The sequence below is a fragment of the Staphylococcus hyicus genome (assembly GCF_000816085.1).
Classification (GTDB): domain Bacteria; phylum Bacillota; class Bacilli; order Staphylococcales; family Staphylococcaceae; genus Staphylococcus; species Staphylococcus hyicus.
In genome coordinates this window covers 1849153-1874430 of sequence record NZ_CP008747.1, presented here as the reverse complement: position 1 = coordinate 1874430, position 25278 = coordinate 1849153, and the positions used below count along the sequence as shown (strand labels likewise).

At 34.9% G+C, this 25278-nt stretch carries 22 protein-coding genes; 16 read left to right on the top strand and 6 right to left on the bottom strand.

What is annotated here, in order from left to right:
* Positions 1-98: 98 nt before the first annotated feature.
* From SHYC_RS08855 to SHYC_RS08800, 12 genes are all read left to right on the top strand, one after another.
* The gene (locus SHYC_RS08855; RefSeq protein ID WP_306669185.1) at positions 99-1751 is read left to right on the top strand and encodes a phospho-sugar mutase; all 1653 of its coding nucleotides are present in this window, start codon (positions 99-101) and stop codon (positions 1749-1751) included.
* 771 nt (positions 1752-2522) lie between these two features.
* Complete coding sequence (locus tag SHYC_RS08850; RefSeq protein WP_039646407.1) at positions 2523-3788, top strand: nucleotide sugar dehydrogenase; 1266 nt, start codon at positions 2523-2525, stop codon at positions 3786-3788.
* Between the two features lie 25 nt (positions 3789-3813).
* Complete coding sequence (locus tag SHYC_RS08845; RefSeq protein ID WP_039646404.1) at positions 3814-4626, top strand: ABC transporter permease; 813 nt, start codon at positions 3814-3816, stop codon at positions 4624-4626.
* Between the two features lie 20 nt (positions 4627-4646).
* On the top strand, positions 4647-5840 hold the full coding sequence (locus SHYC_RS08840; protein ID WP_039646403.1) for a glycosyltransferase family 4 protein: 1194 nt from the start codon (positions 4647-4649) through the stop codon (positions 5838-5840).
* A complete protein-coding gene (locus SHYC_RS08835) occupies positions 5841-6404 on the top strand; it encodes a hypothetical protein (RefSeq protein WP_039646401.1) in 564 nt (187 codons plus the stop codon).
* A complete protein-coding gene (locus SHYC_RS08830; RefSeq protein ID WP_039646400.1) occupies positions 6401-8959 on the top strand; it encodes a glycosyltransferase in 2559 nt (852 codons plus the stop codon). Before SHYC_RS08835 ends, SHYC_RS08830 begins: the two co-directional genes overlap by 4 nt.
* Positions 8959-10095 carry a glycosyltransferase gene (locus SHYC_RS08825; protein WP_039646397.1) on the top strand — a complete coding sequence of 379 codons (1137 nt, stop codon included), beginning with the start codon at positions 8959-8961 and terminating at the stop codon, positions 10093-10095. The genes SHYC_RS08830 and SHYC_RS08825 overlap by 1 nt, the downstream gene beginning before the upstream one ends.
* A complete protein-coding gene (locus SHYC_RS08820) occupies positions 10088-10447 on the top strand; it encodes a hypothetical protein (RefSeq protein ID WP_039646395.1) in 360 nt (119 codons plus the stop codon). Before SHYC_RS08825 ends, SHYC_RS08820 begins: the two co-directional genes overlap by 8 nt.
* Positions 10448-10462: 15 nt before the next feature.
* A complete protein-coding gene (locus SHYC_RS08815) occupies positions 10463-11182 on the top strand; it encodes a hypothetical protein (RefSeq protein ID WP_039646393.1) in 720 nt (239 codons plus the stop codon).
* Positions 11179-13179 (top strand): hypothetical protein, encoded by a 2001-nt coding sequence (locus SHYC_RS08810; RefSeq protein WP_039646391.1) that lies wholly within the window; start codon positions 11179-11181, stop codon positions 13177-13179. The genes SHYC_RS08815 and SHYC_RS08810 overlap by 4 nt, the downstream gene beginning before the upstream one ends.
* A gap of 19 nt (positions 13180-13198) precedes the next feature.
* Positions 13199-14107 (top strand): ABC transporter ATP-binding protein, encoded by a 909-nt coding sequence (locus tag SHYC_RS08805; protein ID WP_039646389.1) that lies wholly within the window; start codon positions 13199-13201, stop codon positions 14105-14107.
* Positions 14108-14203: 96 nt separating this feature from the next.
* Positions 14204-15553: a glycosyltransferase gene (locus SHYC_RS08800; protein WP_039646387.1), complete on the top strand. Its 1350-nt coding sequence runs from the start codon at positions 14204-14206 to the stop codon at positions 15551-15553.
* A 78-nt stretch (positions 15554-15631) separates the two neighbouring features.
* Here the strand turns inward: SHYC_RS08800 and qoxD are convergent, their stop codons facing one another.
* From qoxD to SHYC_RS08775, 5 genes are all read right to left on the bottom strand, one after another.
* Entirely contained in the window at positions 15632-15922 is a 291-nt protein-coding gene (gene qoxD, locus SHYC_RS08795; RefSeq protein WP_039646385.1) for a cytochrome aa3 quinol oxidase subunit IV, read from the bottom strand.
* Entirely contained in the window at positions 15919-16524 is a 606-nt protein-coding gene (qoxC, locus tag SHYC_RS08790) for a cytochrome aa3 quinol oxidase subunit III (RefSeq protein WP_039646383.1), read from the bottom strand. The genes qoxD and qoxC overlap by 4 nt, the downstream gene beginning before the upstream one ends.
* Entirely contained in the window at positions 16514-18502 is a 1989-nt protein-coding gene (gene qoxB, locus SHYC_RS08785) for a cytochrome aa3 quinol oxidase subunit I (protein ID WP_039647681.1), read from the bottom strand. The genes qoxC and qoxB overlap by 11 nt, the downstream gene beginning before the upstream one ends.
* A 2-nt stretch (positions 18503-18504) precedes the next feature.
* A complete protein-coding gene (qoxA, locus tag SHYC_RS08780) occupies positions 18505-19596 on the bottom strand; it encodes a cytochrome aa3 quinol oxidase subunit II (protein WP_039646381.1) in 1092 nt (363 codons plus the stop codon).
* 476 nt (positions 19597-20072) lie between these two features.
* Positions 20073-20411 carry an immunoglobulin-like domain-containing protein gene (locus tag SHYC_RS08775; RefSeq protein ID WP_039646379.1) on the bottom strand — a complete coding sequence of 113 codons (339 nt, stop codon included), beginning with the start codon at positions 20409-20411 and terminating at the stop codon, positions 20073-20075.
* 206 nt (positions 20412-20617) lie between these two features.
* Here SHYC_RS08775 and SHYC_RS08770 point away from each other — a divergent pair, with 206 nt between their 5' ends.
* Entirely contained in the window at positions 20618-21763 is a 1146-nt protein-coding gene (locus SHYC_RS08770; protein ID WP_039646377.1) for a globin domain-containing protein, read from the top strand.
* A gap of 146 nt (positions 21764-21909) precedes the next feature.
* Here the strand turns inward: SHYC_RS08770 and folD are convergent, their stop codons facing one another.
* Positions 21910-22767, bottom strand: a complete 858-nt coding sequence (gene folD / locus SHYC_RS08765; protein WP_039646375.1) for a bifunctional methylenetetrahydrofolate dehydrogenase/methenyltetrahydrofolate cyclohydrolase FolD — start codon at positions 22765-22767, stop codon at positions 21910-21912.
* A gap of 210 nt (positions 22768-22977) precedes the next feature.
* On the opposite strand from folD, the gene purE reads away from it, so the two are divergent.
* From purE to purC, 3 genes are read left to right on the top strand one after another with little or no spacing between them, the layout of a single operon-like run.
* A complete protein-coding gene (gene purE, locus SHYC_RS08760) occupies positions 22978-23460 on the top strand; it encodes a 5-(carboxyamino)imidazole ribonucleotide mutase (RefSeq protein ID WP_039646374.1) in 483 nt (160 codons plus the stop codon).
* A complete protein-coding gene (gene purK / locus SHYC_RS08755) occupies positions 23447-24574 on the top strand; it encodes a 5-(carboxyamino)imidazole ribonucleotide synthase (protein ID WP_039646372.1) in 1128 nt (375 codons plus the stop codon). Before purE ends, purK begins: the two co-directional genes overlap by 14 nt.
* Complete coding sequence (gene purC, locus SHYC_RS08750; protein ID WP_039646369.1) at positions 24571-25278, top strand: phosphoribosylaminoimidazolesuccinocarboxamide synthase; 708 nt, start codon at positions 24571-24573, stop codon at positions 25276-25278. The genes purK and purC overlap by 4 nt, the downstream gene beginning before the upstream one ends.

The following is a 25278-nucleotide window of genomic DNA, read 5'->3' as shown; positions in this document are numbered from 1 at the left end:
TAAGCCACTGCATTAAATACATTGGATTGTTTCACAATGCATTTAAACATCATGTATAATAATGATGATGTGGTTATTTAAATTATACATTAAGGATGGTGCACATTTTGAAGGCACAATGGATGTCACGTTTAGAAGAAAGTTTAGTAAAAACCTTCTATGAGCAACAAAATGAGCAAGAGCGTATGGAAGCGTTCGAGGATGAATTAACATTCGGTACTGCTGGGATTAGAAGTAAATTTGGTCTTGGACCTGGTCGGTTGAATAAATTTACAGTTCGAAAAGTTGCACTAGGTCTAGCACAACTTCTTCGTCGTGACTTAGTAGAACCTTTAGTCGTAATTCATTATGATACACGTTATCTATCAGAAGCATTTGCGAAAGAAATGGCTAAAGTTTTAGCAACTCAGTCAGTGTATGTCATTGTATCGAATACATATAAATCTACACCCGAGTTATCCTTTGCGATAAGATATCTTAAAGCTGATGCAGGCATTATGATTACGGCAAGCCATAATCCAAGTGATTATAATGGCATAAAAATATACGGTCGAGAGGGTGGACAATTGTTGCCAGAAGCGTCTGAAGCGTTGAGCACATATATCAATGCGATAGACTCACCGTTAAATATAGATGTAGAGCCAATGGAGGTCTTAATTGAAAGCGGATTTATTCGTGACTTACCTCAATCAGTGACTGAACAGTACATTGTTCATGTGACACGTCTGTATGGGGCTATTCAGGATCATGGGGCGCATGTACTACTCACAAGTTTACACGGTACAAGCCTACCGATCCTCTCGCATATTCTTAAACGATTAGGGTTTGAAAACTTTTCAATTGATGAAGAACAATCGATACCTGACGGTGCATTCCCAACGTGTAAAACTGCAAACCCAGAAGATCCCGTGGCGTTTGATCACGCGATAAAACTTGCAAATAAAACACATGCACAATTGATAATAGCGACTGATCCTGATGCAGACCGATTTGGTATCATCGAGCGTTATGAAGATGGTTCACACTACTTTTTTAACGGGAATGAAATAGGTTTAATTTTAATGATGTTGCGTGCAAAAGAATTGTCAGAGTGTACAATGCACAAATACATTATAAAAACGATTGTGACAGGTGCAACGAGTGAGGCATTAGCTCAGCACCTTGGATTAGATAGTGTAAATGTATTAACAGGCTTTAAGTATATATCTGATCAACTTGAGAAACGCTCAAATATGAATCAACAGCTAGTGTTAGCGTATGAAGAAAGTCATGGATACTTAATTCAAGATTTCTCAAGGGATAAAGACGCCATTCAATGCATTCCTTTATTAGTAAAATATAAACAACAATTGCATGATGATGGCCGAACGCTTTATGATGTACTACAAGATATTTATCGACGAGTAGGACGATTTGAAGATTTAACACTCTCGCCGGTTTATGATGGAAAAGAAGGGCGAGCCAAAATCAAAGCGTTAATGACCACTTTTAGTCAATACAGCGATACACACTTGTGTGGTTTAAAAATTAAAACGATAGAAAATTATCGTGAAGGCTTGGCAACGAACATTGAAACTGGTGTACAAGAAGTGATGACTTTACCGTTTTCAAATGTGATTCGCTTTACATTTGATGAAGGTTTTATCGCGATTCGTCCATCAGGGACGGAACCTAAAATGAAAATCTATTTTTCACTTAAAGTGGGAAATTTTGAAAATGTCATTAAGGCATTTCAACAACAATTTTTGTAGTCTCAATATAGTTTTAGTATATTAATAAGTTCTTCATTTCCAATCACTTTTTTATAGTGTATTGAGGGGGGAGCGGATTAAAATGGAATAATCTGTGACTTATGTATTTAAGGGGGGTGAGACATAGCCCCCCTGTTAATTAAAAATAAGCCAACAAAATTTAATAATATATGAACTTTACTGGCTATTATCTATCTATATTAATAAATTTAATTTTAGTGATGGACCATGTAATGAAGTGTGATTAATTCCTTAGGCGAGATTTCTGAGGCATTATAATGAAACCGAAAATCTATTTTAAGGGCAGAAATCTAAGAGATTTCTGCTCTTAAAATTAGTTGAGGTAAGGCGCCTAGAAAAGCGAGGCATTAAGGACAATCATATATTGAAATGTTTTACGTCCTAACCCAATTTTTCAGTTAAAGGCACCAGCGATAACTAAATCATACTAATGCTTGTAGGTTTTAATTTCATACTATATTAAATGAAAAGTTGCAACATTTAAAAATTTGAAGTTTTGATATATTGATATATAATATGATAAACATTAAAGATATTTATACTTATATAAAATTATTGGTGATAGCAGCATTTATTAAGAAATTGTAAAAATTATATAGTTAAATTTAATCATATTCTAAGTTAGTGTTAAAATTAAGGAAGAAGGTAGCTTTAAGATTGAAATTATTTCAAATTTAATTAAGAATTAATATAGGTTTAATATCTTTGGTTAGAGCACATAATATTGATTAAACAAGAAGGGTGTATGAAATGAAATTAACGACTGTTGGTTTAGGATATATTGGATTACCTACATCTATTATGTTTGCCAAGCATGGCATAGATGTTATTGGCGTTGACATTAATGAAAAAGCAGTAAATAGTTTGAATAATGGTCACATTCATATAGAGGAACCAGGTTTACAAGATGCTTATGAAGAAGTGTTGGCTACAGGTAAGTTTAAAGCATCTCTTACGCCTGAAGAGGCTGATGCATTTATTATTGCGGTACCGACGCCCAATAATGATGATGAATATGAATCATGCGATATTTCAATTGTTATGAGTGCAACTAAAAGCATTGTTCCTTATTTGAAAAAGGGGAATACCGTTATTGTAGAATCAACGATTGCTCCTAGAACGATGGATGATCATGTTAAGCCATATTTAGAAGAACAAGGATTTACGATAGGGGAAGATTTATATCTTGTTCATTGTCCTGAACGTGTATTACCTGGGAAAATTTTAGAAGAATTAATCAATAATAATCGAATCATAGGTGGGATAACACCAGCATGTATTGAAGCGGGGAAACGTATATATAGCACGTTTGTTAAAGGTGAAATGATTGAGACAGATGCACGTACTGCTGAAATGAGTAAATTAATGGAAAACACGTATCGTGATTTGAATATTGCACTTGCTAATGAACTCGCTAAAATCAGTAATAATTTAAACATAAATGTCTTAGATGTTATTGAAATGGCGAATAAACATCCACGCGTAAACATCCATTTACCAGGACCAGGTGTGGGGGGACATTGTTTAGCGGTGGATCCATACTTTATTATTGCCAAAGATCCAGAGCACTCACCGCTCATTCAAACAGGACGTAAAGTGAATCGTTCTATGCCTCACTACGTTGTTGAGAAAACGAGAGAAATGCTCAAACAGTTAAATGGCACTAAAATCACAGTTTTAGGATTGACATATAAAGGTGATGTAGATGATATACGTGAATCACCAGCATTTGATATTTATGAAATTTTACGTCAAGATGAGACTTTGAATGTCGTCACATATGACCCACATGTTGAATTAGACTTTGTTGAAAAAGATTTTGAAAAAGCTGTTCAAGATGCATCATTAGTGCTCGTATTGAGTGACCACTCAGAGTTTAAACATTTAACAGACCATGATTTTTCATCCATGAAAGATAAAGTTATTTTCGATACAAAAAATGTGATGCAACATCACTTTGAGACCGTACGATACTATAATTACGGAAATTTGTATGAATTCACGAAAAAGTCATAAGTCCATTTAGATAGTAGGTTATATTGTGAAAGCATTAATCATCATACTAAGAGAACAAATTGAAAATTGGCAACAAATATTGCAACTCGCTGTCTATAATATGAAAAGTCAGTACTCAAACCATTACTTGGGTGTGTTTTGGAATATTTTACAACCGATGATGCAAGTCGGAGTTTATTATTTGATCTTTGGTTTAGGACTAAGAGGAGGGGGAGATCGCCTTGTAGATGGCGCCCCCTTTATTGTGCATTTAATCTCAGGCTTATTTCCTTGGTTGTTTATTTCGCAAAGTATTAATTCAGGTGCGAATGCCATTCAATCTAATTTAAGTTTAGTCACAAAAATGAAATTCCCATCATCAGTATTACTATCCATATCATTTACTAATACATTGTTTAATTTATTTTTTATGACGAGCATTTTATTTGTTGTATCAGTATTACATGGATATGTTCCAATATGGAAGTATAGTCTTTTTATTTATTTTATTATTGCGTCATTTCCTGCAATATTTGGCATTTCACTCTTAATGAGTTCATTAGTCATTGTGATTAGAGATACAAAAAATGTGCTTCAAAATGTATTGAGACTTGGATTTTTTATGACACCCATTTTTTGGGGATTGAGTTCAGCTCAGCCTATATTACAAACCATCGCACGGCTCAATCCGTTTACGTATTTAGTTGAAGTATATCGAAGTGCTTTTGTACACCATAGTCCGGTGTTATACGGTACACCAGCAGATCATTTTTACTATTGGTCATTTACTTTTCTCGTATTGACGTTAGGGGCATTAGTACATCATCGCTTTAAAGATCGCTTATTAGATTTCCTATAATATGGAAGAAAGGACTCATTATGAAAGGTAAAATTTTATTAATCAGTCAAAATTTTTATCCGGAATTGGGTTCGGCAGCCAATCGTATGAAACAACTGTATAAACAATTTGAAAAAGCTGGGTATGAACCTTTAATTGTGACGACAGAACCCTCATATCCGAATCATGCATTATTTAACGATCATTCATATTACGATGACGCTGAATTAAATGCGTTAGAAGGATATCGCATTATTAGAATACGGATGCATTGCCAAAAACAACACTCCGATTTAGTCCATCGGTTGTTTTATTATATCGAACTTATGATTAAAGTACGTTTGTATATAGGGAAACTGGGACACTATGATAATGTTTATGTATCCAGTCCGAATATTTTCTTAGCTTGGGCGACATTATTTTTTAAGCGCAATACAAAAGCAAAATATTTTCTAGAAATACGTGATTTATGGCCAGATAGTTTTTTATGTTTAAAGAAAATAAAAGTTAGGTTTTTATTGCCTTTACTAAAATGGTTGGAAAAACAAATGTATATGCGAGCGGATGAAATCGTTGTGAACAACCCATACTTTCAATCCTATATTAATACAATGTTGGATGAAAATCATGAAATGATCTATTTACCAAATGCAGTTTCAAAAGCGGAATGTTTGTATCCGGTCAAAAATGATACTTTCTCCGTTGTGTATACCGGCAATATTGGATATGCCCAAAATGTGGATCAATTGATAGACATTGCACGTGGGTTGCACGCAAAGGATATCCAAATGACAGCAATTATTTATGGTGTACAAGCCGATGTATTTAGAGAGGCTGTTAAAAAAGAGCATTTGACATCAATACATCTTGTGCCACCAATGAAGAGAGCCGCGTGTTTAAAAGCCATATCTAGACATCACGTATCATTATCCATTTTAGAGCCTAGTGAGGTATTTATGAATGTGATGCCAGGTAAAATTGTTGATAGTATTTGCTCAGGAACACCAGTGGTGAGTAATGTGGGGGGATATACAGGCGAGTTGATTAACAGTCAACAATTAGGCTTTGCCAAAGCTGGAGCATCAACAGAAGAGATTATCGACTATATAGAGCAAATTAAAAAGAATCCAAAATTATTGAATCATATTATCTCTCAAACAAAAAATTTAAGAGATAAGCAGTTTATTTGGGAAAATAATTTTCCTAAATTAACTGGAAAATTAAGAGGTGTTTAAATGGATGCTGAAATAAAATCATTTTTAGAAACATTATCTTATGCACATTGTTATGTTCATATTAACACGTCGGTTTTAACGGGATATAAAGATGAAGCTTTGACGAAAGAAATTCGATTACATCAACATGAGTCGTATGCTCAAGTGTTGTATGAGCATGATGCAAACACGCTTGCACTTCGAATTCAAGAACAACGCATTTTTGTACCGAAGTCAGCTGTCTCACTCATGTTATATGATGCGTATGACTTTAAATTGAACCAGTATACCATTATTAAACATGAAAAGCCTTCATTGCGCTACGATAGCAAGGATAAAGCAACGGTCCCTATACATATAGAATGCTACTGGAAACAAATTGCAAAACACTTATACATAACGCAACAACTACACAATCATAACCATCAATTAGCTGTGAAAAAACTACTTGGAGATAATATTAAAAAACGCAATCATGTTAAACAATTAATAGAGATGAAAGATACACTATTGAATCGTTATTTGAAATTGCGAGAATCAAGGCTGGGACGTATCCAAATTAAACTATGGGAGAGACGTTCATGAACTTTAATTCGTTAAAAGATATTTTGTTTGGTAAACCTAAACCATTTCAAATGACACGTGAGACAATTGTCCATGATGAAACGGAGTTACGGACATTAAAGCACATTGCTGAAGTTATGAATCAATGTCCTGAAAAAGCGATTCATAATATCAATGAGGCGTCATTTTTAAAAATGTATATCGATTATATTCAAGCATTTCATCAATATGGTAAAGGCAATCGTGAAGATTTACTTACAACATATCACCATGATGATTGGGATGCTTATTTGTATCAAAAACAAGATTTAAAGGTGGGAATTATTGCCGACACCTTTTTATATGATGCACTAAAAGGTGTGTGTCATCTCATCTATTTAAATGATGCAAACGTTCAAAAAGCATTTGATTTTATTATAGTGGCATCGACATGGAAGGGCATTGATGGCTATTGGGAAGGCGTAACTAATCCCAATAGTGACAAGTTTATAGAATTACAAACACGCATTCAAACGTATCAATCGCAAAATATTCCCGTTGTTTTTTTTAATAAGGAAGATCCTGTTAATTTTGATGTGTTTTTACCACATGCGAAATTGGCGGATATTGTTGTAACGACTGAAGAAACGTTAATTCCAACTTATCAAAAACACGTGAATCATCAACGCGTGTATCATTTGAAATTTCCAATTAATTTACAACAACATAATTCTGTAGGCACTAAAAAAATCACGGATACGAAAGAGGTTGTTTTTGCTGGATCATGGATTGAAAAGTATGCAGAACGTAATCAAGATGCAATAACTTTATTTAATGGCGTCTTGAATAGCGCGTATGATTTAACAATTTATGATCGTAATTTATGGTTGAATCAGCTAAAATATCAATTTCCAGCAGAATTTATTTCATCTATTGCAGCCCCGTTATCACATGAACGTACGATGTCGATGCACAAACAGTTTCCGGTTTCAATAAATCTAAATACCATTAAATATTCAACGACGATGTGTGCCAATCGTATATATGAACTTCAAGGCATTTCGAATTTTATTTTTTCTAATTACAATACGTTTGTAAATGCAGAAATGCCACAAATTCAAATCATCTTCGATCAAAAAGATGTTGCCTCAACTTTAGGCATGGACTCTGTTTTATTACAGCGCGCCCGTAAAATAGGTGAACAACAAGTTGTGAAACACTTTAATCAATTTGAATGGTTGAAACAAATTGCAACATGGTGTGACATGAATCCCAAACCTACAGAATGGCCAATCGTTTCAGTGATTATTGATCCAAAAGACGCACGCGCACGTCAAATGTTTGACGACCAATATTATCCATTTAAGGTCGCTGTCAATTCTATAAACGATGTAAAAACGCCTTTTTATACGTATTTTGAAGGTCGACAAGATTATCAACCCGAATACTTGGATGACTTGGTTTTACCTTTAGCATTTACTAATACGTCATTTATTACGAAATCAACGCTTGAAAATCAATATGTCTCTAGTTATGACGATAAGTCCTACACTTTGTTTAAATCGAAAGTAACATCTTATCAACATGGTTACGCACGTGACGCGACATTTTTAAATCAATCACCACAAACAACATCTTCTTCAAAACCAATTTTGAGTGTGATTGTGCCCATTCATAACAATGGACGTCATCTTGAACATAAAGCGTTGAGATCTATCATACGTAATCCTCAATTTAATCAATTTGAAGTGATATTAGTTGATGATGGGTCAACAGATGCTTTAACGCGCAACACTATTTCACTTTATAATAGATGGTATGACAATATTAAAGTTATTTCATTAGATGTTGCATCAGGAAGTGCCTCTACACCTAGAAACGTTGGCATGACGCATGCCCGCGCACCATACTTAACGTTTCTTGATCCAGATAATGAATGGGTTGGAGATGGAATTAATCAATTATTAGAAGCGATTCAAGCAGATGCACAACTCGATGTAGTGATCGGTAATATGATTAAAGTGGATAATGAGAAAACGCAAACACATACGTATTATCAACAGTTTATAAATACAATGCATCAAGATATCACGTACGATACACAAACGCTTTTAAAGCAAACCAAGCTTAAAACAGCGAGTATTCAAGCTTTAATTATGCGTACCGCTTTCATTCAACACCATCACATACAAATGGTTCCTGGTGCACTTGGCCAAGATTCATTATTTTTTCTCAATGTCATGCACAATGCACGTAAAGTGAAGGTCGTTGATACGATTGTGCACACGTATTATGCCGCTATTGCGCAATCCATGACTAACACAATATCACCGTCATTTTTTAAGAAGTATTATAAATTGGAAAAGGAGAAAATTAAATTTTTAAAACGACACGGTTATCTAGAGACGTATATGCATTATCGTTTTAATTTTTATATGAAACATTGGTACATCGCACGTATTAATCGTGCGACACATGTAGATAACGCTGTAATCGTAGCGTTTTTAAATATTTATCACCTTTACGATTCAATGAAACGTCCACATGACGAGACACTCTTAGCAGCTATAAAAAAGTTACAAAGCGAGGTTAAATAATGGGTTATTTATTAATTACAAATGCGTATCCCAACAAAGATAAAATTTACGCTAACGCTTTTATTCATAGAAGAGTTAAAGGATATCAAGCACACAGTTTAGACATCACTATTGTTGTATTTACAACTAAGATTAAACGTGATGCGTATTTTGATGGCGTGAAAATAATGTATATGAATGAAGCACAATTATACAACCACCTATTATATAACCAATATGACAAACTATTGTTTCATTTTATTAATTATAAAATGTTTCAAGCCATTGAACGTTTGGAACATAAACCCAAAGTAGCAGTGTGGATACACGGGTTTGAGGCTGAAGCTTGGTATACAAGATATTATAATTATTTAGCCTCGGCTAAAACATTAAATGAGCAACTTAGAAAAAAAGATGCACATTATCCGCAACAACGCGCATTTTTTGAAAAGTTGATGACGCGTCAAGATATGAATGTTCAATTTGTATATGTATCTAAAGGTCTAAAGACGTTGTATGTCGATCCATTTGTAGCGGCGTCACCAGAAAAGTTTGAAATCATACCTAATATTATTGATAAGCATATGTTTCCATACAAAGAAAAAAGTGAGGATGCGCGTTTTAATATCTTATCGATTCGACCGTACACTGCTAAAAATTATGCTAATGATTTAACGGTTGAAGTAATATTAAGATTGTCTAAAAAGAAATGTTTTAAAAAAATGAAATTCTCACTCTATGGCGACGGTCCTTTATTTGAGACATTAACTGTGCCATTACGTCAGTTCAATAACGTCAGTTTAAATAAAATGTTTGTGCCGCAACATGAAATTTCTGATTTGCATGCAGCGCACGGTATTTATTTAGGACCAAGTCGACACGATTCACAAGGAGTATCTTTAAATGAAGCCATGAGTTCAGGATTAGTGCCGATTTCAAATGCTATTGGTGGGATTCCTGATTTTGTTGAACATGGTGTTTCAGGCTTTTTAGCAGAGCGAAATAACGTGGATCAAATGGTTGACGCCATTATGTATTTAGTGGAACATCCAAATAAATTTAAAGAAATGAGTCACACCGCTTCTTCTAAAATTCAAGCACTAACAGGTAATGATGTAGTAATCAAAAAAGAGTTAGAGGTGATTTTAAATGACTAATGTCGACTATAAAAAAGCATATGAATATTTAGAAAGTCAATTAGAAGACATTATGGTTGAGACGGCAATATTACTTGACCATAATCCAGCTACTTTAAGAATTGATGAAATTATCGCAGATCAAACTGAAGAAGGACAGGTTACCATTACTGTAAGTAGTTCAGGTGAACACATGAAATATGCGTTATATATTTATAAAAAAGGACAGTCGATTCCTGAAGAAAAATTAATGTACCAACAGCAAAATGTATTTCACCTATCATTAGAACCAGGTAAATATAGAATTAAAGCGTTTGTGCAACAAAATAATGCGCAAAAAGTAGCAGAAACCAAAGAGATAAAAGTCTTTTAAGAGAGGAAGATCGACTTGGTCAATAATGAATTTATCATTTCTAAACATTTATCTAAAGATGAAAGTGTATTAGACGTTTGGTTTAAAAGTAGCGACAACGATGTTTCTCTATTAAAACGTGTTGTCAACCAAATGTCCCACCTCCAAAAGGTTAACTTTTATTTTGATGAAACGATCAACCATGTACAAATGATGATTTTTCAAGAACTCGTCCATCATTTAAAAAGTCATATTACGGTGAAACTGATTTTTCAATCCTTACATGTACAGTTTGAACATATTGAAGCAATAATAGGGAAACTTATTAAAGAATATACGATTAACATTTACTATTACAGTAAAGGGACATTACATATTGAATTTTTTGGTAATGATATTGTTCCATATGATGGGAAACATAATCTTTATTTATTCGAACAATTAAAGTCAGACTTTAGAGCAGAACGTGAGCGTCCTATTATGAATGACATGCGCTTAAAACAAGAATTACTGACGATAAAAAAAGATTATGATGCCCTTTACGATACGTATGTATCGACGCATAAGCGCATGCAGTTCGCATTTCTAGAATTGCATAAATTCAAAAGAAGTGCTTGGAAATATAAGAAAAAGTATTTAGAAAATGAAGTACTGATCAATAATTTAGAGCGCATCGCGTATTATAAGAAGAAAGTCAATAAACGCAATATGTATAAATTACTGAAATTGATGTTGAAAAGGGTGAAAGCAAAATGAATGTGCATGAAGCGTATAGTGCAGAACAATTAGAAGCAATGCAAAAACCTAAACGAAGACAAGCCCATACGTTTATAAATGAAGCATTGAAGTCAATGGATGCATTTCAACCTCAAAATCTTCAAAAAGGCATCAGTTATATATTGTTTTTAGACCAATGTGATATTCAATTTATCCAGCCCATTATTGACCGTTTTGAACAAGTGATTGTCGTTTTTAAAACACAAGTGGCGTTATCGGAGTTTGTACGTTCATCTTTAAAAGAAGCACCACATGTTTTTTACTATTTTGATGACAGAGCATTTCATTATTCTTTTAGATTTGTAACACAACGCATCAATCAGTCGCATTGTTGCTTTTATTTTGAAAATGATTCACACATTGTTGACAGGGTGGAAACAGAACGATTATCTCAATCGGTAGTGTACGGAGCAGGAAGTCAAAAAATTTACCCGACATATAGAATTAAAAATTTAAATTTACATTATCGTTTACATCAGTATATTCGGTACTATATTGATGAAGTTGTAAATCATACCTATCATATTTCTTATGATGTGAAAACGAGTCACAACAAAACGCATCACTTACCTCGTATACAGTCTTCAAATGATGTCATTCAAGCACTTGAGACGATTAAAGCGATATATAATGAAACAATGACGATTCATTCGGATGTGCGGATAAAGTATGAAGCCAATGCATTAATTGAAAGTATTGGTCAATTTTTGAATCGACAAGATAAACAAACAAGAGACAAATTGTATCAGTATATACATCAATCGATGGATCAGTTTAATTATCATTTATTAAACAATGGTAAAGCTGAAACATTAGTGATTGCATATTGTTTTCCACCATATATTGATACGAGTGGGAATGTCATGGCAAAGCGTATTCGTGATAAAAATGAAATTGTTGACGTCATTTCTAATAATATGGCCCGATTACGCAAAACTGATGAAAAATTAACATCATTAGCACACCATCTTATAGATTGTCATTACCAATTAGAAGCAAAGCAAGCTTTTTCAAGTTGGGAGAGTATTAGCGGATTTGTGGAACAAGGTTTAGACATTTTAAAACAAAATCCTAAATCATATCACTATTTGTATTCGCGCGCCATGTTTCCCCAATCTCATTTTTTAGCATTTGAAATTAAACAAGCGTATCCAGACATATACTGGCGTGCTGAGTTTTCTGATCCACTGCACTCAACTGTGACCAGTGATTTACGCTTTGCTCCGATTGAAGACGAAGCATACATTGAAAAGGTAAAAATATTATTAAAACCGGAACTTAGAGATTTAGTCGATGATAACGTTTTTAATGTCTGTGAACTATTAGCACTGTCAGGCGCAAATGAACTAATCTTTACGAATGAAAACCAATTGGAGTATATGATTGCACGTTTTGATGAAACACTAAAACAATCTATTCGTGATAGAGCAGTGATTTCACGCCATCCGGTTCCTTTAAAATCTGATTATCGTAAAGAAATGACACATTACAATGTTGATCCAGATGTCATTAACTTAGGTTATTTTGGAAATTTTTATGAAACTCGCGGTTTTAATGAAATAGAATTAGTTTGTAAATATTTAGAAGCTAAAGGTGAGACGAATTTTAAAATTCATTGTTTTACAAATTTGAAAGGAAATGTCAAAGTTCTTCATCGAAATAGTGATTTTAATGATTATATCGTCTTACATTCATTAGTAGGTTACTTTGAATTTTTAAATATAACCACGCTTTTAGATGGCTTATTATTATTTGATGCACATACAAAGGGTATTAAACCACTTAACCCATATATCCCTTCTAAATTAAGTGATTATAAAGGTAGCGGTAAAGCGATATGGGCATTTACCGAAGAAAATAGCATGATGGATCAAGATAGTGACATTATTCGTACACATCTCGAAGATTTTGAACATTATATAGATGGCTTTAAACAAATAAAAATGAATGTAGCGCGTTTTAACTCGGAAAAATAAGATTAAACAAGGTGATGACATGACGTACAAAGTTAAAGTTGACCATGTATCAAAAATTTATGATTTGAATAATAATAAAATCAGTAAAATCATTTCGCTTTTATCATTTGGATATTTTTATAAACCGAAGCCTTATTATGCGTTATATGATGTTTCTTTTGAAGTTGAAGAGGGGACGTCTGTTGGGCTCATAGGCTTGAACGGTTCAGGTAAATCAACGCTTTCTAATATTCTGGCTGAAGTGTTAATTCCGTCACGAGGCGCTGTTGATATCAATGGAAAATCCTCTCTCATTGCGATATCAGCTGGGTTAAAAAATGATTTTACAGGTGAGGAAAATATTCGATATAAATGTTTGATGCATGGCATGTCATCTAAAGAAATCAATGATGTTTTTGATGCTATTGTCGCGTTCTCAGAGCTAGATGAGTTTATATATCAACCGATTAAAAGTTATTCAAGTGGAATGAAAGCACGATTAGGGTTTTCTATTGCGATTCACACCAATCCAGATGTATTAATTGTTGATGAAGCTTTATCGGTTGGAGATGAAACATTTGCGAATAAATGTATTTCGAAAATGAAAGAATTGCAACAACAAGGGAAAACGATATTCTTTGTGTCTCATTCTGCAGCACAAATTAAAAACATGTGTGATAAAGCCATATGGATTCATTATGGCGAAATGATAGAATATGGTGAAGTCAACCACGTTGTCAACCGTTATAATACGCTTATTCGTGGTTTTAAAGCACGGGATAAAAAGGGCCAACTTGCATATAAAAAGAAGATGTTAAGACTTCAACAAGAACGTAGTGATACAATTGACGAATCCCAACTTGAGAAGGCACATTGGACGGCATTTATACCTGTTTTTGCTAGTTTAGGCTTATTTATTGCAGGTATATTTTGGCAAATTGTTAGTTAATCATTATAAGCAAGCCCCATTTTATACGTTTTGACAGGTAAGTTACTATCTTGAAGGTAATACATGATATACAAACGATACATAGGAGGGGAGTATATGAAAAAAGTAGGAATGTTTGTCTGGAATCATTTCACGAATGATGCACGGGTAAATCGTGAGTGTACAACACTAGCTGAAGCAGGATATGATGTAGATTTAATTGCAATTAATGATCCTAAAAACCCTGCAATTAAAGCCTTTGAAAACATAAGCGATAAATTTCGAGTGCATCGAGTGAAGCGGTATCCTATGTTGCTTCAGGCGTATTCAGATTTTGGGACACCTTTTGTGTTTGTCGTGGGCGGTATAGCTACAACAATTGGCATAGGATTTTACTTTATTAACTTTATGATTTTATCAAGTTATCTGATGATGTTACTAGCCAGTGCTATTGTGATGAAACAACGTAAAGGTAGAAAAATGTTGATTAATAGTGCAATTATAGCGCGCATGATTGTAAAAGGCTACATGACGAAAGCAGATATATATCATTCGAATGATTTGAACACGTTACCTCAAGGGATTATATGTGCAAAATTCCGTTTAAAACCAAGACCGCTTGTTTATGATAGTCATGAAGTACAATCTGATCGCACAGGCTATGACAAACGAAAAATAAAAATAATAGAACGTTTTTTATTACGCTTTGTTGATGAAATGATGGTTGAAAATCACACACGTGCAAAACATAATGAAAAGCTTTACGGTTTCTATCCACAGCCGGTTTATAATTACTCTGAACTTTATGATATTGATGAGCGTCCTAAAGTAAACTTACATCATAAATTAGGACTGCATGATAATGAGAAAATTCTGCTTTATCAAGGTGGATTGCAACAAGGTAGAGGTTTAGAGAAAATAATTGAAGCGATGCCGTTAATTAAAGAAGGGGTGCTTGTGTTTATTGGAGCGGGTAAATTGACATCTCAATTAAAGGCACAAGCATTACAATCATCTGAAAAAGACCGCATTTATTTTTTAGAAAAGGTTCCCTTTCAAGACTTACCTAGTATAACAAGGGAAGCCTATTTAGGCTTTCAAGTGTTACAAAATGTTTGTTTCAATCATTACTCGGCAAGTTCTAATAAATTATTTGAATATATGATGGCACATGTTCCTGTAGTAAGTTGTGACTTTCCTGAAATCGCTAAAGTTGTAAATGAACAAGAGGTAGGAATTGCGATTGATGCGCATGACCACCGCAATATTGCTTATGCGGTAAACGAATTGCTCACAAAACACGAATTATATGAACATGTTAAAGCGAATGCTGAAAAAGCAAAACATATTTATAATTGGCAAAATGAAAAAGGAAAGTTGTTAGCACTATATGAACGTATTGAAACGAAAGCGTCCTTTTTAGGGAAATTAAAAGATCAATTGAAAGTCAAGGGAGCAAACCAATAACTGAGTTCACGTCATTTTAAAAAGCGTATAAAAAAGAGGCCTACACGAAAGTGTAAGCCTCTTTTTTGAGGTTTTACTTTATAAGTGAGCGCTATGGCCGCCTTGCATAACCCAAAATGTACCGATAACGATACAAAGTGTAATGATGATAGCGAAAATAACTTTTGCAAGTTGTACGCGTCCATCTTTACCTTCAGTTAAGTGCATGAACATCAAGAGTTGTAAAAATGCTTGGATAAAAGCAAAACCAAATATGATAGTTACTTTTGCTTCAAAAGACAATGATGTGTAAAGAGTTACGAAAACTGCTAGTAACGTAAGAATGATTGAGGCAATAAAGCCTATTGTATGTTTGACTACTGTACTCATCCGCTAAACACCATCCCTATCATGTATACGGCAGTGAAGATGAAGATCCATACAACATCTAAGAAGTGCCAGTATAAACTTACAATGAAAATTTTAGGTGCATTGTATTTATTAAGTCCGCGCATTGCAACTTGGATTAATAAACAGATTATCCAGAAGATACCTAGTGTAACGTGAGCACCGTGTGTTCCTAATAATAAGAAGAAACTAGACCAATATGATCCTGCTTGTGGCACCGCACCTTCATGTGCATAGTGGGCGAATTCGAAAATTTCGAATCCAACGAAACCAACACCTAGAAGGACAGTAATCGCCATCCAGATCATAAATAAAGTTTTCTTTTCTTTACGCATGTAGTAGATTGCAATACCACAAGTGTATGAACTTGCTAAAAGCAAGAAAGTCATAATTAAAACAAGTGGTAATTCAAATAAATCTGTTGTCATCATGCCACCGTATCCGCCACCATGTTGTAGCGTTAACAGTGTTGCGAAAAGCGTACCAAAAAGGGCGAATTCAGCTGTAAGGAAGATCCAGAAACCGAGTTTATTTAATTCACCTTCATGCGTACGTGCATCAATAGTATCAACCTTATGACTCATGATTCATAGCCTCCCTTTCTTTTTGGCGTGCTTTTCTTAAGCGCGCTTCATTTTCTGCAACTTCACTTGCTGGGATGTAGTAACCATGATCTTGTTGGAAACTTCTCCAAATCATTAAACCAAAAATACCTAATAAACTTAAGATTGCAGGTAAGATTGTTTCAAATACTAAGAAGAATCCACCGATAAAGAATAGGATACCCATCCAGAAACCAATATGCGTGTTATTTGGCATGTGAATGTCTTTGTAATCGTGATCATCTAAATAGTGACGACCTTGTGCTTTCATCTCAACGAATGAATCTAAGTCATCCCAATGAGGTGTTTTTGCAAAGTTGTAATGTGGTGGGATTGCAGAAGCTGTAGACCATTCAAGTCCACGACCTAAGCCGCCCCAGTTGTCGCCAGTCGCTTCACGTGGTGCTTTTAAGTGACTGTATACGATGTTACCAACAAAAATTAAGAATGCGATAGACATCATAGCTGCACCAATTGAAGAAATAACGTTAAGTAAGAACCAACCATCTTCTGGTAAATATTTGTACAAACGACGTGGCATACCATCTAAACCTAAAACGAATTGAGGTAAGAATGTCACGTTGAAACCAATCATAAAGATCCAGAAGAACCATTTGTTTGGTTTTTCGAATAATTTGTATCCCATTGCTTTTGGATACCAGAAAATCATTGCTGCAAAACAAGCAAATACAACACCAGCAACAATAGTATAGTGGAAGTGTGCCACTAAGAAGTATGTGTTGTGATATTGGAAGTCAGCAGATGCCATTGCAAGCATAACACCTGTAACCCCACCAATTGTAAAGTTAGGAATAAATGCTAATGAGAATAGCATTGGTGATTCAAATGTAATACGACCTTGATAAAGTGTAAATAACCAGTTGAAGATTTTTACACCTGTAGGTACAGCGATTAACATTGTTGTAATTGAGAAGAATGAGTTAACTAAAGCACCACTACCCATTGTGTAGAAATGGTGAACCCATACTATGAAACTTAAAAATGCGATACCAGCTGTTGCCCATACCATGCTTTGGTGACCAAATAAGCGTTTACGCGCAAATGTTGGAATAATTTCTGAATAAATACCGAATGCTGGCAATACAAGAATGTATACCTCAGGGTGCCCCCATACCCAGAAGAAGTTTGCCCATAGCATTGGCATACCGCCGCCGGCAACGGTAAAGAACGAAAAGTCAAAGACTCTGTCAACAGTCATTAATGCAAGCGCTACTGTTAATACAGGGAAAGCTAAGATGATGATTAACATTGTAATGAATGTTGTAACAACAAACATAGGCATTTGCATAAACGTCATACTTGGCGTTTTTAATTTAATGATTGTAACAAAGAAGTTAATACCTGTTGCTAAAGTACCAATACCAGAAATTTGGATTGCAATTAAATAGTAGTTTACCCCAGGACCAGGACTGAATTCACCAGCAAGTGGTGCATAGTTTGTCCAACCTGCAGCAGGTGAACCACCGATAATAAATGAAATGTTGAATAGTAACATACCAGCTACGAACAACCAGAAACTGATGTTGTTAAGAAGAGGGAATGCTACGTCACGCGCACCAATTTGTAATGGGATAATAATGTTCATTAAACCAATTACAAGTGGCATCGCCATGAAGATAATCATGATAACGCCATGCGTTGTGAAAATTTCATTATAGTGATTTGATTCTAAGAATGGATTGTTCGGTACTGTTAATTGAATACGTAAAAGGATAGCATCTATACCACCACGTACAAACATTAAAACAGCACAAATCAAGTACATTAAACCAATTTTCTTGTGGTCGACTGACATGAACCATTCCTTGTATAAATATCCCCAAAGCTTAAAGTATGTTAGGGCAGCGATGACACCAATCACTAGAAATGGTGCACCAATTTGAGCCATTGTGATCATCCAGTTCCCATTTACGATAAGCTCATGCCATGGAAAGTCCATCATTAATGTCCACCTCCACTTTTATCGTTTGATTCTGTTTTAGCACCTTTATGCATAGATTCCATTTCATCCATGTTGTGCTTTTCTTTCTTAATGAACTCATTATCGTATGGATCGTTATTACCTAAAATAACGGCTTTCATACCATGACGTTCATAGTTAGGGTTTGAGATTTGTGGTTTACGTGCTGGCTTATTAGGTTCGCTTAGAACGCCTTCTTTATCATCGTAGAAGTTTGGATCTTTTGGTGCGTAGTTAAAACGTTTGTAAGCATAGAAAATGTATTCAGGATCAGCTGCTGGATCCACGAATGCCATATGCGTTCCACTAAATGTTAATTCTTTGTTAGGTGTGATAGGTAAAAGTTGTTTATCGAACGTATCTTGATCGATTTCTTTTTTAGATTTAGCTTCTTTCACCCATTTGTCATAATCGCTTTGACTAACTGCACGAACATTGAATGTGTGACGAGAGAACCCTTCACCATTAAAGTTCGAGTTACGGCCACGGTAAGTACCTTCTTCATCAGCTTGGTACGTCCATTGCATTGTCATACCTGTCATGGCATATTTTTGACCCCCAAGTTGAGGTACCCAGAAACTTGTCATTGTATCCATCGCTTGAAGCTTGAATGTCACAGGACGATGCGTTGGAATTGTAATGTGGTTAACCGTTTCAATTTTTTCTTCTGGATAAGCGAAGAACCATTTGTAACCACCACTTACAGCGTAGATTACCATTGGATCATCTTTCGCTTTTGGTGGTTCTTCGTATTCATAAAGTGACTTAACCGTTGGAATCATTAATGCAATTAAAATAACTACAGGAATGATAAACCAAATTGACTCAAGTAACACACTATGATGTATCTTGCCAGATTCACTCGTTTTGTTGTAACGATATTTAAAAGTGAAAATAGCAAATAAAATAAGTACGACAGCAACAATGGCAACCATAAAGATGATTGAATAAATGATTAAAAATCTTTGGTCACTCGCCATTGGCCCTTTTGCGTTTAAAACTTCTACATCAGAACAGCCCGTAAGCAAAATCAGTGTTCCGAATGCAAGAAGCAAAGACTTTAATTTTGACACTTTTTTGACCTCCTAATACTACAATTGTAGGGCTTACATTAATTTTAAAATAATATGTGATATTTACAAGAGCCTTTTTAGAAATTTGTCTAAATTAATTTAGTGGAGGCCATGCGACTCTAACACTGACAAGGGTTAGCGCCTTTATAAAAATAATGTGTACATTTTGTGAAATGTGTTATCTTTATGGGAATTCGCTTAAAAACCTACAATAACAGGCTTTTTTTACTGTTTTGAAATTATATTTTCATATTAAAGAAGGGGAATTAGAATGTTGATTGTAGGGAAAATACCGATTTATTTATAGGAGTGAAACCGCGTACAATAGGAGTTAGATAAGGGAGTATGCTTCACTATAAGCATAAATAATGAAAAACATACCCCAAAATCGTATGAATGTGAAAGTTTGCGAGGCTATTATGGATATTATATTCAAATAGCAACGCGTGTAATGACTTTCATGTATCAGTTGCGATTTAATCAACAGAGGGTGCATCAATAACTTCAATAACGCGATGCGCCGTTTCGATTGCACCGTCAGAATCAGCAACTTTATATTCTAATTGATATGTACCAGTTTTTGATGTGTCAATATGACCATTTACTTTAATTTGATCAGTCAAATCACCATCTTCGGCGTCATAAGCTTTTACACCTTCGAGGGGATTGTACTGTGTACCAAGCGTGATTTTAGTATTTGATGTTCCTTTTATAGAAGGAATATGGTTCGTTGTCGCTTCAGCGTTTAGATTAGGTGTCACGAGTGTGGCTGATACGCCTAATGCTGATAAAGAGTATAATAATTTTTGATTCATTGGCTATAGCCTCCATTAGATTCAATACACGTACATTATACCTGTTTCAAGAAACCAAAAACATCAAACTTTAGAACTAAAATCATTAAAATGATGTAAATGTCATAGTTATGTCAAGATATGCGCGCATGCGCTACATATGAAAAGGGAATATAATGTTAGGGTTAGTATTTTTAGTGTGAAATTTTTTTACAGGAGTGGTTGTAATGTTAACACAAGAAGAAAAAGGTATTATTTTAGAAACTGTACCTGTCTTACAAGAAAAAGGTACAGAAATTACATCAAAGTTTTATAACAGAATGTTCAATCAACACCCTGAGTTGCGAAATATGTTCAACCAAACGAACCAAAAGAAAGGGTTTCAATCTACAGCTTTAGCGCAATCTGTATTAGCTGCAGCAGTTAATATTGAAGATTTAACGCCTATATTACCAATCGTAAAAGAAATTGCATATAAACACTGTGCACTAGACGTTCGTCCTGAGCATTATCCGATTGTTGGTGAAAATTTACTTGCTGCGATTCAAGAAGTAACAGGCCTTGATGCAGATCATCCTATTATTCAAACGTGGGGCAAAGCGTATGGTGATATTGCTGATGCTTTTATTTCTGTTGAAAAAGATATATATGCGCATATGGCTTGGGAAGGATTCAAACCTTTCAAAATTGAAAAAATCGAGCAAATTACACATAATATTAAAGCATTTACAGTGGTTTCTGATGAAACTGATTTAAGTCAATTTATACCTGGGCAATATATTACCGTTGATGTTGAAAGTGAAAAGCTTCCTTACCGTGCGAAACGTCACTATTCAATTATTGATGGAGGCAAAGATTTCTTAACTTTTGGTGTACGTCGTGAAGTAGGAGACGGGCATGAGGGTGAAGTTTCAACAGTGTTACATGATGAGTTTAATGAAGGTGATGACATTAACTTATCTGCCCCAGTTGGAGGATTCCAATTGCACAATACGGATAAACCGCAACTATTTTTAGGTAGCGGTGTAGGGGTGACACCTTTAGTATCAATGTATCGTCAAGCAGTTCAACAAGCACCTAAAGCACAATTCATTAATGTTGCAGCTTCTGAAGCGGATGTTGCTTTTAAAAATGAGATTGATAACATTACAGCTCAAGGTACTGATGCTCATGTGCATAATCATTTACGTGATCAAGAAGGCTACTTACAAGCTGATGAATTAAAACAATATTTAACAGACGATACACAAGTATACATTTGCGGTGGTACTCCATTTTTACAATCTATGATTAAAGAACTAAAAACATTAAACTTCAACGAGGATAATATCTATTTTGAAACATTTGTTCCTCGATTAAGTGTGAATGTATAACTTTTAAAATTAAGAAACTTTTGTAATGTAAGAGTTAAATATTAAAAGGCCTTCAACATGTGATTGTTGAAGGCCTTTTAATTACAAGGGAGTGACCCCCGATTATTTATATTCGTGTTTTAATGAGTGGTAATTCTTGAGTGAAATTACTCAAGCCCTCTACGCATTTTTTCAGCAATTAATGTATTGTTAAGTACCATTGTAATCGTCATTGGACCAACACCACCAGGTACAGGTGTGATGGCACCAGCAACTTCTGATACTTCGTCGTATTCAACGTCACCTTTTAATTTGCCATTTTCATCAGGTGTGTTACCAACGTCGATAACGACAGCACCTTCTTTAACATTTTCTTTTTTCACCATTCCAGGACGACCTACAGCACTGACAATTACATCTGCATTTTTAAGATGTTCATGAATATTTTTACTTCGAGAATGAAGAATTGTAACAGTTGCATTTTGTTGAATTAATAATTTAGATACAGGTTGACCAACAATGTGGCTACGACCGATAACAACAGCATTTTTACCTTCTAAGTTAATATCTGCATGTTTAAGTAATTCCATGACACCAAGGGGTGTACAAGGGATTAATTTTGCTTCATCTAAGTATAAGCGACCAATGTTGATTGGGTGGAAACCGTCAACATCTTTATCAGGATCGATCGCATCCAATACCTTTTGTTCATTGACTTGTTTAGGAAGTGGAACTTGCACTAAGATACCACTCACTGTGTCATCATTGTTTAAACGATCAAGTTCTTTTAATACATCCGCTTCAGATGTTTCCTCATCTAAGTGAATGACTTCTGAAATCATTCCGATTTTTTCAGCAGCTTTCTTTTTAGAACGCACATAACTTTGGCTGGCACCATCGTTACCGACTAAAATGACTGATAATTTAGGTGTATACCCTTTTTGTTTTAAAACTTCAACCTCATCTTGCAAACCTTGGCGGTAGTCCTTTGCGATTTGCTTACCATCTAAAATTTTTGCACTCATAATTCTAAATCCTCCCTTTGAATAGTCCGAACTTTTTGCGTATATTCATTGATTTTATTAAGTTTTAACGGTTAAAAACCGAAGTATTTAACAAAAATATGCGATAAAGTTCGATTTTTACATTGAAAAAAGAATGTCACATTGTTATGCTATACCTGTAATATACAACTAATTGGTTTGGTATTTCAAATGATTGAAAGGGTGTTCATAGTGAAAATTGCGGTCATAATGGGGAGTTCATCAGACTGGCAAATTATGAAAGAAGCATGTGATATGCTGGAATATTTTAATATTCCGTACGATAAGAAGGTTGTTTCTGCACATCGTACGCCACACATAATGGTAGATTTTGCAACACATGCGTATGAAAACGGATATCGTGCGATTATTGCAGGAGCTGGAGGGGCGGCGCATTTACCAGGTATGGTCGCGTCTATGACTACGTTACCGGTCATCGGGGTCCCAATTGAATCTAAAAGTTTGAAGGGCCTGGATTCATTATTATCTATCGTTCAAATGCCTGGAGGTATACCAGTGGCAACAACGGCGATTGGTAAAGCAGGAGCTAAAAATGCAGGCATACTTGCTGCGCGTATATTAGGAACAACAAATGAATCGATTCAACGTCAACTTTGCGCTTACGAACAATCACTCGTTGAAAAAGTGGAGGATATGCAAAATGACTTACAATAAACTCAAATTTGGAGCAACGATAGGCATTATTGGTGGAGGCCAACTTGGAAAAATGATGGCACAATCTGCGCAAAAGATGGGCTATCGCGTTGTTGTTCTGGATCCTGACAATGCATGCCCAACTAAGCACGTTGCACATCAATTTATTCATGCTGCATATGATGACGAAGCTGCATTAAACGAATTAGGTGAACAATCAGATGTAATCACGTACGAGTTTGAGAATATTAATGCTGAACAACTCAAAAAGTTAACGACACGTTTTAATGTTCCTCAAGGATATGAAGCAATTCAATTATTGCAAGATCGTTTTATTGAGAAACAATCTATCTCTAAAGCCGGGGCACATGTTGTTCCGTTTTTACAAATTACTTCTGAAGGTGATTTAAAAGAGGCTGGTCAACGACTCGGTTATCCATTCATCGTGAAAACACGCTTTGGTGGTTATGACGGTAAAGGTCAAGTATTAGTAGATTCTGATGTAGCCTTTGACGAAGCCAAAACATTAATTGCGCAACAAGAATGTGTCGCTGAACAATATTTAAATTTAAAAAGGGAAGTCTCATTAACTGTTACAAGAGGAGTAGATGGTAGCGTCGTATTCTTCCCGCTTCAAGAAAACGAACATCGCAATCAAATTTTGTTTAAAACCATCGTACCAGCGAGAGATGACCATGAAGTATTAGCACGTGAGGAAGTCAAAAAGATTATGAAGGCTATTCATTTTGTAGGTACGTTCACCGTAGAATTTTTTGTGGATGATAATCATCAACTATTTGTGAATGAAATCGCACCTAGACCACATAACTCAGGACACTATTCTATTGAAGCGTGTGACTATTCACAATTTGATACGCATATTATGGCTGTAACGGGTCAAACGCTTCCGGAAAATATTGAACTCTTAAAACCTGCAGTGATGATGAATTTACTCGGCAAAGATTTAGATTTACTCGAAGATGAATTTAACTTACATCCAGAATGGCACGTGCATATTTATGGCAAAACAACACGTAAGCCATTGAGGAAAATGGGGCATTTAACACAATTAACGGACCAAATTGAAGATACAGAACAAAATCTTGTCGCATATTTTGAAGGGAGAAAATCATGAATCACGCATTATTATATGAAGGTAAAGCCAAACGTGTATATGAAACGAACGAATCACATGCATTACGTATTGAATATAAAGATGAAGTAACAGCTGGAAATGGTGCAAAGAAAGATGACATGCCTGGTAAAGGTCGTTTAAATAACCGCATTACATCAGCTATTTTTGAATATATCGCACAGCACGGTGTGAAAAGTCATTTCATTCGCCGCATCTCAGAAACAGAGCAGCTTGTACAAGCTGTTGAAATCGTACCTTTAGAAGTTGTTGTAAGAAACATTGCGGCGGGATCAATTACGAAACGTTTAGGTTTTGAAAATGGTCATCGTTTTGATGCGCCGTTAGTTGAATTCTTCTATAAAAAAGATGAATTGAACGATCCATTAATTACAGAGGATCATATTCAACTACTGCATATTGCCAATGAAGAAGAAATACAAAGTATAAAAGCACAAGCATTGCAAGTTAACCAAGCATTAATTCAACTTATGGACGAGCTTCAATTAGATTTAGTAGATTTTAAAATCGAATTTGGTAAAGATCGAGAAGGTCACATACTCTTAGCAGATGAAATTTCACCAGACACATGTCGTATTTGGGATAAGGTGACAGGTGAGAATTTTGATAAGGATGTTTATCGCAACGACACTGGCTCATTGATTGAAACGTATGAATCATTTTTAAATAAACTGGAGGCACTTTAA

Excerpts from the sequence above, each read along its gene's own strand:
- SHYC_RS08775 (WP_039646379.1), bottom strand. The coding sequence starts at position 20,411 with ATGAATCAAAAATTATTATACTCTTTATCAGCATTAGGCGTATCAGCC.
- qoxB (WP_039647681.1), bottom strand. The coding sequence starts at position 18,502 with ATGGACTTTCCATGGCATGAGCTTATCGTAAATGGGAACTGGATGATC.
- SHYC_RS08825 (WP_039646397.1), top strand. The coding sequence starts at position 8,959 with ATGGGTTATTTATTAATTACAAATGCGTATCCCAACAAAGATAAAATT.
- SHYC_RS08810 (WP_039646391.1), top strand. The coding sequence starts at position 11,179 with ATGAATGTGCATGAAGCGTATAGTGCAGAACAATTAGAAGCAATGCAA.
- SHYC_RS08820 (WP_039646395.1), top strand. The coding sequence starts at position 10,088 with ATGACTAATGTCGACTATAAAAAAGCATATGAATATTTAGAAAGTCAA.
- SHYC_RS08805 (WP_039646389.1), top strand. The coding sequence starts at position 13,199 with ATGACGTACAAAGTTAAAGTTGACCATGTATCAAAAATTTATGATTTG.
- SHYC_RS08840 (WP_039646403.1), top strand. The coding sequence starts at position 4,647 with ATGAAAGGTAAAATTTTATTAATCAGTCAAAATTTTTATCCGGAATTG.
- SHYC_RS08835 (WP_039646401.1), top strand. The coding sequence starts at position 5,841 with ATGGATGCTGAAATAAAATCATTTTTAGAAACATTATCTTATGCACAT.
- purK (WP_039646372.1), top strand. The coding sequence starts at position 23,447 with ATGACTTACAATAAACTCAAATTTGGAGCAACGATAGGCATTATTGGT.
- folD (WP_039646375.1), bottom strand. The coding sequence starts at position 22,767 with ATGAGTGCAAAAATTTTAGATGGTAAGCAAATCGCAAAGGACTACCGC.
- qoxD (WP_039646385.1), bottom strand. The coding sequence starts at position 15,922 with ATGAGTACAGTAGTCAAACATACAATAGGCTTTATTGCCTCAATCATT.
- qoxC (WP_039646383.1), bottom strand. The coding sequence starts at position 16,524 with ATGAGTCATAAGGTTGATACTATTGATGCACGTACGCATGAAGGTGAA.
- SHYC_RS08800 (WP_039646387.1), top strand. The coding sequence starts at position 14,204 with ATGAAAAAAGTAGGAATGTTTGTCTGGAATCATTTCACGAATGATGCA.
- SHYC_RS08830 (WP_039646400.1), top strand. The coding sequence starts at position 6,401 with ATGAACTTTAATTCGTTAAAAGATATTTTGTTTGGTAAACCTAAACCA.
- SHYC_RS08770 (WP_039646377.1), top strand. The coding sequence starts at position 20,618 with ATGTTAACACAAGAAGAAAAAGGTATTATTTTAGAAACTGTACCTGTC.
- SHYC_RS08850 (WP_039646407.1), top strand. The coding sequence starts at position 2,523 with ATGAAATTAACGACTGTTGGTTTAGGATATATTGGATTACCTACATCT.
- purC (WP_039646369.1), top strand. The coding sequence starts at position 24,571 with ATGAATCACGCATTATTATATGAAGGTAAAGCCAAACGTGTATATGAA.